Consider the following 13,001-nt stretch of genomic DNA (forward strand, 5'->3'; position numbering starts at 1 on the left):
AACGCGGGTGTGCTACCCTTGCCGGGAGTATTCCTGAGGATGACATGGAAACGCAAACTGGCGCGGAGCAGCAGATTCTTCCGCCTTCGTGCGTTTCCCTTGTTCGCGCTTGCCACATTGCATTTCTTGGCGTCCTCAAGAGCGTGTTCTCAGGAACCCTCGCTTGAAGGCAAGCCTGTCGCTGCGGTTCGCGTAGTGGACGCAGCGGGAAATCCCATACCTCAAAAAATCGGCCTGCTGGCGCTCCATCCTGGTGCCGCGTTTCACATTGATGCCGAGCAATTAAGCTTGCGCGAGTTGAACCAATCAGGTCTGTTCTCCGACGTCAGCACGCGTGCAATGTCGGAGGCCGATGGCCTGCATGTCGATTTCGTGGTGGTGCCCAATTTTTACAACAATGTTGCCCGCATCATTGGACTGAAGGATCCGCCCAATGAAGCGAGCGCTTTGGCTGCCCTGCACATGCCGCTCGGCGAACCTTTTCAGCTTTCCGCGCTCGAAGAAGGTCTTCGGCGCTTGAGTCAAACCCTGCAGGACGATGGTTTCTATGAGGCGAGCATCCATTACGGATTGGCCAGGCATCCGGAAACCCAGCAGATCGACATCACTGTCGAAGTCGATCCCGGTCCGCGGGCGAAAGTGTCTGATGTGGGCGTCGACAATCAAACGCCATTCCCCGGCCAGCAACTACTCAAGCACGCCAAGATTTCCAAGGGAATCTCCGTCACTTCGGAGAGAATCGAGCGCAGCGTCGAGCGATTGCGAAACTATCTGGTCGCCGACGGTTATCTCGGCGCGCGCGTCGCCGCGCTTAGGGGAAAGTATGATCCGAATACGCGCACGCTTCCCGTTACCTTGGACGTGACAGCTGGCCCTCGCGTCCGCGTAGAAGTATCCGGCGCAAAGATTTCTCCCGCGGAGATGCGCAAACTCGTCCCCATATATGAAGAGGGTGACGTTGATCCCGACCTTCTCGAAGAGGGCCTGCGAAACATTCGCGACATGCTTCAGAAGAAGGCCTATTTCGATTCCACGGCAACGTACGCGACCCATGTCGATCCTGCGACGCAGACAGAAGTGATTCAATTCACCGTGGACCTCGGCATTCGCCACCGTCTTGTCGGAATCGAGATCGAAGGCAATAAGTACTTCAATACGGAACTGCTGAAAAGCCGCTTGCTGATTCAGCCTCAGAGCTTCGGGTCTCGCGGTCGTTTCAGCCAGGCCATGGTTCGGACAGATGCCGATTCCATCCGCGGGCTTTATCTCTCGAACGGTTTTCTTCAATCTCAAGTGCAGCCTGAAGTTGAAGACAACTATCAAGGCAAAGAAGGCAACATCTTTGTCATTTTTCACATTTCGGAGCGCCAACAGACCCGCGTGGCCAGTCTTCAGTTGGAAGGAAATCACGCTCTGACGTCGAAGCAGCTCCTGACCGTCATCGGTTCGACCCCTGGCCAACCGTACTCGGAGGTCAATGTCACTTCGGACAGGGACAATGTCCTGGCGTACTATTTCGATCAGGGCTTTCCTAATGCACAATTTGAGGTGAAGGCGACGCCGGCTGGTGCCGACCGCATCGGTCTTGTCTATGAAATCAGTGAGGGCCAGCGCGTCGACGTCAGTCAGGTTCTGCTTGCCGGCTACCGGTACACGCGTCCCGGAGTTATCCGCCGGCAGGTGAGCATCAAACCAAATGGCCCACTGCGCGAGGGTGACGTCATCGCAACGCAAGAGCGGCTCTACAACTTGGCTATTTTCGATCGCGTTCAGGTTGCGCCGCAAAATCCCAGCGGAACTTATCCGGATAAGAACGTCGTCGTGGATGTCGAAGAAGGGAAGCGATATACCGTGAGTTATGGATTCGGCTTCGAAGCCCAGCGCCTGGCCTCGACAACCAACGCCACACAGACCACGCTCACGGCAAGCCCTCTCGGAATTTTCGAGGTTTCTAAAATTAACGTGGGAGGCCGCGCACACACGATTTCTTTGAAGCTCCGCGGCAGCACCCTCGAGTATCAGGGTCTCCTCAGTTACACCGCTCCAGACTTTCTGACGTATCCTTCATTGAACTTAATCATTACCGGCTTTGCCGACAAGGCGAGTTACGTCAATACGTTTACGGCCACGCGCTACGAAGGCAGCGCCCAGATTGTGGAGAACATCACACCTTCCACATCCCTGACCTACCAGTATTTCTATCGCCATGTGACCGCCAGCAACCTGCAAGTGTCCGTCGAGGAAGTTCCTTTGTTCAGCCAGCCAACCAAGGTTTCCGGCTTTGAAACAACATGGATTCGCGACCGCCGCAACAATCCCGCCGACGCTACGCGCGGCACATACAACATGATCGATACGAGCGTCGCGACCCGTTCTTTGGGAGGCACGGCGACATACCTGCGCATTTTTGCCCAGAACTCATCCTTTACGCCGCTCGGAAAGTCTCTGGTCTTCGCGCGCTCGGCCTCCTTTGGTATCGAAGAGCCGTTCAACGGCTCCGCCGAAGACGACATTCCTCTTCCCGAGCGTTTCTTCGCTGGCGGCGGCACGAGCATCCGCGGCTTCGCTCTCGATCAGGCTGGGCCGCGCGACCCCACGACTGGCTTTCCCGTCGGTGGCTTGGCGCAGTTGAGCTTTAATCAGGAGCTGCGTTTTCCCATGCATCTTCCTTGGATTGGGAACCGCTTGGGAGGCACGGTCTTTTACGACGCAGGAAACGTTTTCACTGACATCCACCACGTCTCTTTGCGGTATACTCCTTTGCCTCCGCCGTCAGGATGCCAGCCCGGGACGACGCTGCTGCAGTCGGAGTGTCCCAATTTGAATTATTTCTCTCACACGGTCGGTTTCGGTTTTCGTTACGGGACGCCGATCGGCCCGGTGCGTCTCGACTTGGCTTACCAGATCAATCCACCCTCGTTTGAATCACTGAATACGGCTACGAACCTTCCCCAGACCAACCAATTGCCTCACTTCCAATTCTTCTTCAATATAGGATCGATATTCTAATGAGAGCTCGAATCGCAATCATCGTTTCTCTTTTTTGTCTGGCTCTGCCGGCGCTTGCCCAGAGTTCGTCGAGTCCGAAAGATCCGCCGGCTCCCTCCGCTGGAGCCTCTGCCCCACAAGCAACCATCATTGATGGCATTGCCGCGCGCGTGGGAAACGACGTCGTCACCGAAAGCGAAGTCCGCGAATTGGAAAGCTACCAGCACCTCATCGATGGGGAAGTCCAAAGCCGCGCGCAGGTTGTCGAAGAACTCGTCAACCAGTGGATTGTTCGCACGGAGGCTGCGACGGCCACATTCCCGCATCCGACTGCCTCTGAGGTGGATCTCGAGTTCCAGACGCTGATTAAGCAGTTTCCGTCTTCCGAACAGTTTCAGACGCGTTTGGCACAGGTGGGTTTGACGCAGGACCAGACGCGTTCCATTCTCGAGCGCCAGCTATACTACGTGCGTTATCTCGATTACAAATTCCATGCCGCCGCGCAAGTTACCTCCGCCGAGATTCAAGCCTATTATCAAAACGAGCTCTTGCCGCAGCTTCAAAAACGCGGCCTTGCCATTCCTCCGCTCAATCAGGTCAACGCTTCGATTCGCCAGTTGCTCACGCAGGAAGAAATCAATAAGAAGGCCGCACAGTGGCTTGAAGAGGCGAAGGCCAAGCTTCGTGTGGTCATCCAGCCCCCGGGAGGGGGTGGATGAAGCGCGTTGTCGTTCGCATTCTCTCCGTTTGCTTGCTCCTCGCCGTAGCCCTCGCCGCAGTCATTACGGTAATCGTGGAGACAGGACTTGCCGAAAAATGGGCGCGGCCATATGTCGTGCACCGCATCGAGGCCAGTACTGGCGCTCGTGTTCAGCTCGGAGCATTTCATTTCCACCTGCGCGGCCTGCGCTTGGAATTGGATGATCTCACATTGCACGGCCGCGAAACCGCTGGCCTGCCGCCATTCGTTCACATCGATCAGGTTCGCGTCGGCGTACACATCATTTCTTTGTTTGAGAGGAAAGCTTCTTTGAGCGATCTGGAGGTGATTCGACCCTCCGTTTTTGTTCGCATCGGAGAAAATGGGGAAAGCAATATCCCCTCCCCTCAGCATCGAGGTCCCAGCAAGCCTTGGCGCGAGCAGCTCTTCAATCTAGAGATTGCAAATCTAAAGGTTAGTGACGGCTTCATCCTCTTCAACAATGCCCGCATTCCGCTCGACGCAGAGGGCAAGGATTTTCGGTTTCAGATGAACTATGAAGCGCAGCAGTTGGGCGGTGCCTATCTGGGCGAGTTAGGCTGGAAGCAGGTCGAAATAGCCGCGCGCCGCTTTATTCCGTTTCGTATGGATGTCTCGACGCGCTTCACGCTGACGCGCAGCGCGTTTTCGCTGAACGATTTCCATCTGAAATTGCCTGACACGCAGCTCGACGCCTATGGCGAATTGCCGGGCTTCAAGCCTGTCGCGGCGAACTTTCACTGCCGCGGCGACATCTCGCTGCCGGATTTGCGCTTGATTTTGCGCAAGCCTTCCATGCCCGATGGCCATGTTCAGTTCACGGCCAATGGCAGCTATCGCGACAGCCAGTTGCGCATGTCCGGTCATTATCTCGCTCAGGGGATTGTCCTGAAATTTCATTGGTTCCACGCTGGAGGAATCCAAAGCTGGAGCGACTTCGAAGTTGCCGATAACCACCTCACCCTGCCGGCCTTCGAAGCCAGGGCTCTTGGAGGCCAGGCCAAAGGCCATCTCGATATGGATTTCCACGGCTTGAATTTTCGCACCACGGCGCAATTCAATGGCGCGAGACTCGCACAAGTCCTCGCCGCCGTCGATAACGAGGAAATGCCCGTAAACACTCTGCATTGGGACGGCGCTGCCGACACGGACGCGGTTCTGACCTGGACTCGCGATTTCAAGCAATTGACAACGCGCGGCGTTTCGGTCTGGTCCCCCACCGGTGTCGCACCGGGCAAGCTCCCAATCACCGCACATATCAATTTCGACTATGCCATGACTCGCGACTCCGTAATCATCTCGCCCAGCACGATTGATACGCCCGTGAGCACGGTCCTTTTCGCGGGTGCCATTGCCAAGAGAAAGTCGGACCTGGCCGTGAACTTTCATACCGGTCGCATCGCCGATTGGCAGGACTTCATCAATGACCTCCGCGGCAATCCGCCCAATCCGGAAGCCATCACCGGGGTCGCCGATTGGAACGGCAAGTTAACGGGCCCCATCACTGGTCCGGCGTTCGCCGGTTCTTTCCACGCCGTCCAGGCCCGCTATGGAAAGCTCTATTGGGCGGACATCACCGGTCGAATGTCTTACTCGCCGAAGGAGTTTGAATTAATTCATGCGGCCGTCGAACGCGGTTCGTCCTCGGCCATTCTCGATTTGACGCTCGGTCTCGATGGCCACTGGAATTTTCATAAGGAGGGCACATGGAGCCTTTCCGCGCATCTCGTTCGCGATTCGACCGATGACTTGCAATCCATGTTCGGCGTTTCGTATCCGGCGCACGCTATCGTTACCGCCGATTTTCAGGGAAGTGGCACGCGCGGCGACCCGGTCCTCGATGGAACCTTCGACCTCACTCAAATGGTCGCCTATGACGTGCGTATCGATCATGCCAAGGGTGAGCTGCACTTGCGTCACGATCAAATTCGCATCATTGACGCCGAGGTGGATCGCGACACCGGCAAGGTTACCGGCAGCCTGGACTATCGTCTTTCGACGAAGGAAGTCAATTTTCAAATGGTGGGTTCGGCCATCCCGCTGAACAATTTCCGCTATCTCCAGTTGAAAGCTCTGCCGGTCAGTGGCCAGTTGGATTTCAAATTGTCAGGCGAAGGTCCCATCGCCGCCCCGAAGGGCCACGGCACTTTCCAGTTGACGAATCTTCAATTCGGCGCCGAAATTCCAGACAGCTTCGCGGGCCAGATCGATTCCGACGGACAATTTGCCAACCTGGTCATTTCCTCGACAAAGTCTGTCGAAAGTTTGAAAGCCAATGTGCGCCTTGGCCTTTCCGGAGGCTATCCGCTCACGGGTTCCATGAGCCTTTACCAGGTCGACCTTGATCCTTTCATCGTCGCCGCCTTCCATCTCCAGGGCTTGACCGGCCACAGTAATGGCGACGGCCAATTCACAATCTCTGGCAATTTGCTCCAGCCGGACACAATCATTTTTGACGCCTATCTGTCGCGTCTCTCCTTCGACTACCAATACGTGAAACTGCACAATGAGGGGCCTATCCGGCTGATCTATAACGAGAGCGAGGTTCGCATTGAGCAGGCCTCCTTAAGCGGCCCGGACACAAACTTCCAATTTTCCGGCGATGCCAGGCTCACGGGAACGAAGGCCCTAAACCTGAATATTTCTGGTGCCATCAACCTTCGCCTGGCCGCAGCGTTGTTTCCCGATCTCGAAGCTCGGGGTGTGACGCAGCTGAATGCTTCCATCACCGGAACTCTCACAAATCCGCAAATTGTCGGCCAGGCAAGAGTCGAAAACGCTTCCGCTCACTATGGCGATTTTCCCGCCGGTCTGAGCGCCTTAAATGGAAATATCGTCTTCGATCGCAACCGCCTCATCTTCGAAAATATGACCGCGCAAGCCGGCGGCGGCGACCTGAAGATTTCGGGATCGGTCGGCTACGGCGAATCTCCGATGCACTATGAAGTAGACGCCACGGCGCGCAGTGTGCGCATCCGTTACCCGGAGGGAATGAGCTGGCTGCTCGACGGCGGCGTTCAATTCAGCGGCACAACAAGAGCGGCTCTTCTTTCCGGCAATGTGACCGTTCAGCGCGTGGTTTTCGGTCAGGGTGTCGATTTGACTTCCATGCTCGTCGTCGCACAGAACTCCTCTTCGCTCACCGGCCCTGCCATCACTTCCGCTTACCTCCGCAATCTGCAATTTGATGTCGGCGCAACGGCTGGTGCCGGCATGCGCATTGATTGGGCTGGCGCGCGGTTTACCGCCGAGGGCAGTGTTCGCGTTCGCGGCACCTGGGAACATCCGATTGTGCTTGGCAACGTTCATCTTCTCAGCGGTGAGATGGCCTTTCACGGAAACTCCTATCGCCTGACGCGCGGCGACGTGAACTTCACGAATCCTTTCCGTTTCGATCCGGTTCTCAATATCGAAGCCGCCACGGATATCAATCCTTACGAAATCACGCTCGACTTTACCGGTCCGGCCAGCCGCATGCAGCTTTCCTATCGTTCCGATCCTCCTCTTCCGGGGACGGACATCATCAGCTTGCTCGCTCTCGGCAGTCCCGGCGAGCAAACTGCTTTTATGAATGCTTCTTCCTCTCAGACGCAAAACTTCGGCGCCACCGCGCTGCTTTCCGAAGCTATCTCCAGCCAGCTCGGCGGCCCCATCGAAAAGCTTTTTGGCGTCACCAATTTTCGCGTCGATCCATTCCTCGCCAGCAGCTTGGCGACTAGCGGCGTCGAGCAGAGCACTGCCGCGCGCGTTACGATTCAGAAGCAAGTCACGCGCGACTTGAGCGTCACCTACAGCACCAACGCCAACTCCAACCAGCAGCAAGTCATCGAAGTCGATTACGCCGTCAGCCGCAACATTTCCATCGTCGCGCTCCGCGACATCAATGGAATTTTCGGCATCAATGTGAAATTCACCAGCCACTTCAAGTAGGGATTTTCGCGGCGGCTTCGTCAAGCACGCGTGGGTTTACTCAGGTACCAGAAAAACGGACTCCGGTGCCAGCCGCACGTGCCACGGCTGCGGCTGGTCCTTGAAGCGCAGCCATTTTTCTTTGAACACTTCCGCCTGCAAATGGTGTGCGGATTCGTCAGTGCCGGGCGCGGCGTGCAATCGCAGATACAGCGTGATGCGGAATGGCGTCTCGCTCGCGCGCGTCAGCCAGCAGGGAAATGTATTCGTCTGCGCCGCATCTCCCGCCGCCGCTTCCGGAAAATCCACATGATGCGCCCGAATCCCCACATATGCAGCCTGCGCCGCGAGCGGCTCGGCGACGTCCAGCGCGCAATTCCAATCGATCGCTTCGACGCGCGATGGCGAAATCGCACGTGCTCGCGAAAAATTCTTCAGTCCGGTGAGCAGCGCAACTTCCAGACTCGGTGGCCGCCGGAAAATTTCTTCTTTTGGTCCGCTCGCGGCCACACGGCCCTTCGAAAGCACCACAAAATTCTCCGCCATGCGGTAAGCCTCTTCCACATTGTGCGTCACGAAAAGCGCCGGCCCGCGAAACTGTCCCAGCGTTTCGATGAGCTGCGCTTCGATCTGGCTGCGCAGATGCGTGTCCAGCGCTGCAAGCGGTTCATCCAGCAGGAGCGCCTCGGGTTCGATGGCCAGCGCACGTCCGAGCGCCACGCGCTGCTGTTCGCCGCCCGAAAGGTCGCGCGGAAATCGCTCCGCAAGCTGCTCGACGTGCATCTGTGCAAGCTGTTTCCCAACGCGCACCCTCCGCTCGGAATCCGCAATGTTCCCCAGTCCGAACGCGACATTTTCCGCGACCGTCAAATGCGGAAAAAGCGCGTAATTCTGAAACACAAATCCGATGCGCCGCTTCCGGCTCGCAACATCCACTCCTTTGCTCGAATCAAAGAGTATGCTTCCATGCAGAATGATTTGCCCGCGGTCGGGTCGCTCCAATCCCGCGATGCAACGCAACGTCATGGTTTTTCCCGCGCCGGAAGCGCCGAGCACGGCCAGCGGCCCGTCGCCGCAGGAAAATTGCACATTGAGAGCAAAGTTCCCCATGCGCTTTTCGATTTGGATTTTCAGCGCCATGTCAGCGGCGAGCCAGCCGCGCGCGCGGCGAATTTTGCAGATGCGTCCAGTAATACATTCCCGCGACCATCGCCACCGAAATGGAAATATCGATCAGTGACCACGCGATCGCCTGCTTGTTGTCGCCCGACTCCACAGCAAAGTAAATCGCAAGCGGAATCGTCTGCGTCCGCCCCGGAATGCTGCCCGCCAGCATCAGCGTCGCGCCGAATTCGCCAAGCGCGCGCCCAAACGCCAGGATCGTTCCCGCAAGAATCCCCGGCCATGCCAGAGGCAGCGCCACACGGCGAAAAACGCGCCATTCCGAAGCGCCCAGCGTCCGCGCGGCCTGCAAGAAATGCGGATCAACTTGCTCTAGCGCTGCTCGCGCGCTCAGGTACATTAGCGGAAACGAAACCACTGCCGCCGCGATCACCGTTGCCGGCCACGAAAATACGACCGTCTCGCCAAAATGCATCAACAGGCGTCCGATCGGCCCGTTCCGCCCGAAGAGCAGCAGCAAAAGAAAACCAACCACCGTCGGCGGCAGCACCAGCGGCAGGAGAAAAAATCCGTCGAGAATCGCCGGCCCTGCCCCGCGCCGGTTCGCGCGCCACACAGCCACGGCCGTTCCCAGGACAAGCGTAATCGCCGTCGCCGTGACGCTCGTTTCCAGCGAAATCCACACCGGCGATAGGTCAGGAGTCACTTCGATTCCTCGTTCAATTCGTCGCCTTCGCGCCGCCCGGCGCCAGAAAACCGTATTTTTCGAATATGGCTAGGGATTCCGGCGTCTCGATGGCATCCAACAGGCTCCGTGCCGCCTGCGGGGCCTTGGAAACATTCAGTGCAGCCACCGGATACAGGATCGGATTGTGAGAACCCTCCGGCGCCGTCGCAGCGATTCGCACGCGATTCGAAATCCGCGCATCGGTGGCGTAGACCATTCCCGCGTCCGCATTTCCCGTCTCGACGTACGCCAGCACTTCGCGCACGTCCTTGGCGTACACAATCTTCGATTGAATTCCCGGCAGCAAGTGCAAGTGCCCGAAAACTTCCTGCGCGTAAGCTCCTGCAGGAACCGTCCGCGGCTCTCCCATCGCAATCGATTTAACCGTTCGTCTCGCCAGATTCGCGAATCCTCCAGTGAATTTCGAGCTTGCTGGCACGATTAACACAAGCTGATTTGCCAGAAGGTCGCGTCGCGAACCGGGGACAACCAGATGTTTGTCTTCAAGCGTGTCCATCTCTTTCTCGGCTGCAGAAATGAAAATGTCTACCGGCGCGCCCTGCTCGATCTGCTGCTCCAGCGTGCCCGAACCTCCGAAATTGCATTCGACGCGCACGCCGGGATGCTGCTGCTCGTATGTCTGAGCGATCGATTGCAACGGATCCTTCAGGCTAATCGCCGCCGAAATCGTCAGCGTCACCGGCTCATTCGGCGAATGAATTGGACTCTTGCTGCAACTCGCCGCCAGCGCGCAAACGCCGAGCGCCGCGAGCCGCCAGCGCATCTTTCCCTCAAGTTTCATGTCCCGTGTCTCCAAAGCTCGCGTTCAGCGACGCCCATCGTAGACGAACCTGTCGCCGGGCGCAATTTGCGCTGGTCTGATACGATGACCATCCAACTCTCGGCGAGAAGATATGGCGCCACTGGCAAAAACAAGTACAGAAGAAATTCTTGCGCGCCAATCCGGCCTGCGGCGTCAACTCACTTCGCGCCAGCTCTCGATGATTGCTCTCGGCGGCGCGATAGGCACCGGTCTTTTCCTGGGCAGTGCCGTCTCCATTCGTTTGGCCGGCCCGGGAGTCATTTTAAGCTACGCTGGCGGAGCGTTGGTCGCCCTCGCGCTCATGTGGGCGCTCGGAGAAATGGCCGTCGCGCATCCCGTTGCAGGCTCGTTCGGCGTCTACGCGGAGATTTACGTTCATCCCTGGGCTGGCTACGCCATGCGCTATTCCTATTGGCTTGCGCAGGCCGTCGCCGTTGGCAGCGAAGTCGTCGCCGCCTCGATTTATTGCCATTTTTGGTTCCCGCGAATTCCCGGCTGGTTGTGGATCATCGCTTTTTCCGCGGCGCTCATCTACATCAATGCGCGCAGCGTCGGGAATTTCGGCAGCTTCGAATATTGGTTCGCGCTCATCAAGGTCGCGACGATTTGCATGTTTCTCGCCTTGGGAGCCGCGCTTCTTTTCGGCATCGGTTTTCCGCGCATCGGCTTCGCCAACTTCACCGCGCATGGCGGTTTCTTGCCGCACGGCTGGACTGGCGTCGGACTCGGCGTCGCCATGGCCATTTTCAGTTTTATCGGCATCGAAGTCGTTGCTGTCGCCTCGGGAGAAGCGAAAAACCCGGAAGTCGCTGTTCCGCGTGCGCTGCGCTGGACGCTGGCGCGCCTCGCGCTCTTTTACATCGGCGGCATGGTCGTCCTCGTCGGCGTCATGCCTTGGACGCAGGCTGGCCTCGCCGAAAGCCCGTTTGTCCGCGTTTTTCAGAGCGTTGGCATCCCTGCCGCTGCGGCCATCATGAACTTCGTCGTGCTCACCGCCGCGCTTTCCAGCATGAATACAAACCTCTACCTAACCTCTCGCATGCTTTTCTCGCTCTCGCGCGGCGGATACGCTCCGCAGTGGCTCTGCAAACTCAATTCTCGTGGCTCTCCGCTCATCGCGCTTCTTGTCTCCAGCATCGGCATGGCCGTGGCTCTCGTTCTCGATCTCCGCTTTCAGGATACGGCCTTCGTTTACACGCTCGGCGCTGCGTTTTTCGGTGGTCTGTTCGTCTGGATGATGATTTTTCTGACCCATTTGTTTTTTCGAAGGCACTTTGGACGCTTGGGTACGTCCGCGCTGCCAGCTCGCTTCGCACCGCGGTCCGCGTGGACTTCCGTCGCAGGCCTCGCAGCGCTCGCCGGTGTGACGATTTCGACTTGGTGGATTCCCGGCATGAAAATCACGCTGCTCGCCGGCCCCCCGTGGCTTGCCTTCATCACGATATGCTATTTTGTCTCTGCGAGGCAGCGCGGTCCTGAGACAAGCGAAGTCGCGCAAAAGGACGATTCCCATGGATGAACTGCTCAACTGGCGCAGTCAGTTTCCGATTCTCGAGACCACCACCTACATGATCAGCAATTCGCTCGGCGCCATGCCGCGCGCTGTCTACGACCGCGTCCACGATTACGCCGAAAGCTGGGCCACGCGCGGTCTTCGTGCCTGGGAAGAGGGCTGGTGGGACATGGCCGTTTCCGTCGGCGACAAAGTCGGCGCCATCATCGGCGCGGGCCCCGGCGAAATTTCTCTGCACCAGAACGTCACCATCACGCAGGCCGTGATTTCCTCCTGTTTTGATTTTTCCGGACCGCGCAACAAAGTCGTTCTCGTCGATCTGGAATTTCCATCCATCGTTTACTTTTATATGGAACAGCGCCGCCGCGGCGCGCGCGTCGAAATGCTCAAGAGCGAAGACGGAGTCCATATTCCTCTCGAACGCGTCCTCGCCGCCATAGACGAAACAACTCTTCTCGTTCCGATTTCTTATGTGCTTTTCCGCAGCGCCACCATCATCGACGCAAAAGCGATAATCGAACGCGCTCATAAAGTCGGCGCTTACGTGATTCTCGATTGTTTTCAAGCCGCCGGGACCGTGCCCGTCAATGTTCGCGACCTCAAGACCGATTTCGCCGTTGGCGGCGTGCTGAAATGGCTCTGCGGCGGGCCAGGCGTTGCTTATCTTTACGTTCGTCCTGATCTGCGCGCGAAATTCTCGCCTTCGCTGACCGGCTGGCTCGCCCATCAGCGTCCTTTCGATTTTGAAATTGGCGAAATCGACCCGCGCGAGGATTCCTACCGCTTCTTGAACGGCACGCCGCAAATCCCAGCGCTTTACGCCTGCCAGCCGGGACTCGAAATCATCCACAAAGTCGGTATCGATCGCATCCGTGAAAAATCCATTCGCCAGACGGAGCGGCTCATTGCCGGCGCTCTTCAGCGCGGCTGGCGCGTGAATTCGCCGCGCGATTCCGCCGAGCGCGGCGGCACAGTCTCCGTCGATTGTCCGCACGCCAGGGAAGTGAAAAACGAATTGATCGCCCGCAACGTCATGGTCGATTACCGCCCTGGCGCCGGCGTGCGCCTCTCACCTCATTTTTATAATCGCGACGACGAAATCGATTTTGCCCTGGCCCAAATCGAGGAAATCCTCGCAACGCGCGCTTGGGAGCGCCATCTCCAGCCGGCGTGAGCCGGC

8 protein-coding genes are annotated in these 13,001 nt (G+C 57.7%); 5 read left to right on the plus strand and 3 right to left on the minus strand.

Annotated features, from left to right (window positions below; translation table 11 throughout):
- The first annotated feature begins 195 nt into the window (after positions 1-195).
- Genes VGR81_02995 through VGR81_03005 form a run of 3 tightly spaced genes read left to right on the plus strand, consistent with a single transcriptional unit; the run spans position 196 to position 7,657 of the window.
- Positions 196-3,009, plus strand: a complete 2,814-nt coding sequence (locus tag VGR81_02995) for a POTRA domain-containing protein (protein ID HEV2287899.1) — start codon at positions 196-198, stop codon at positions 3,007-3,009.
- Positions 3,009-3,707, plus strand: coding sequence for a hypothetical protein (locus VGR81_03000; GenBank protein HEV2287900.1), 699 nt, complete (start codon positions 3,009-3,011; stop codon positions 3,705-3,707). Before VGR81_02995 ends, VGR81_03000 begins: the two co-directional genes overlap by 1 nt.
- Positions 3,704-7,657 (plus strand): translocation/assembly module TamB domain-containing protein, encoded by a 3,954-nt coding sequence (locus VGR81_03005; protein HEV2287901.1) that lies wholly within the window; start codon positions 3,704-3,706, stop codon positions 7,655-7,657. Before VGR81_03000 ends, VGR81_03005 begins: the two co-directional genes overlap by 4 nt.
- Before the next feature lie 36 nt (positions 7,658-7,693).
- On the opposite strand, the gene VGR81_03010 is transcribed toward VGR81_03005, so the two are convergent.
- The 3 genes from VGR81_03010 to modA are packed head-to-tail and all read right to left on the minus strand — an operon-like array spanning position 7,694 to position 10,287.
- Positions 7,694-8,776 (minus strand): sulfate/molybdate ABC transporter ATP-binding protein, encoded by a 1,083-nt coding sequence (locus tag VGR81_03010; GenBank protein ID HEV2287902.1) that lies wholly within the window; start codon positions 8,774-8,776, stop codon positions 7,694-7,696.
- 1 nt (position 8,777) lies between these two features.
- Positions 8,778-9,464 (minus strand): molybdate ABC transporter permease subunit, encoded by a 687-nt coding sequence (gene modB, locus VGR81_03015; GenBank protein ID HEV2287903.1) that lies wholly within the window; start codon positions 9,462-9,464, stop codon positions 8,778-8,780.
- Between the two features lie 13 nt (positions 9,465-9,477).
- Positions 9,478-10,287: a molybdate ABC transporter substrate-binding protein gene (modA, locus tag VGR81_03020; GenBank protein HEV2287904.1), complete on the minus strand. Its 810-nt coding sequence runs from the start codon at positions 10,285-10,287 to the stop codon at positions 9,478-9,480.
- A gap of 112 nt (positions 10,288-10,399) precedes the next feature.
- Here modA and VGR81_03025 point away from each other — a divergent pair, with 112 nt between their 5' ends.
- A complete protein-coding gene (locus VGR81_03025) occupies positions 10,400-11,827 on the plus strand; it encodes an amino acid permease (GenBank protein ID HEV2287905.1) in 1,428 nt (475 codons plus the stop codon).
- Positions 11,820-12,995, plus strand: a complete 1,176-nt coding sequence (locus VGR81_03030) for an aminotransferase class V-fold PLP-dependent enzyme (protein HEV2287906.1) — start codon at positions 11,820-11,822, stop codon at positions 12,993-12,995. Before VGR81_03025 ends, VGR81_03030 begins: the two co-directional genes overlap by 8 nt.
- The last annotated feature ends 6 nt before the right edge of the window (positions 12,996-13,001 follow it).

The sequence above is a fragment of the Candidatus Acidiferrales bacterium genome, from assembly GCA_035934015.1.
GTDB lineage: Bacteria > Acidobacteriota > Terriglobia > Acidiferrales > UBA7541 > DAHUXN01.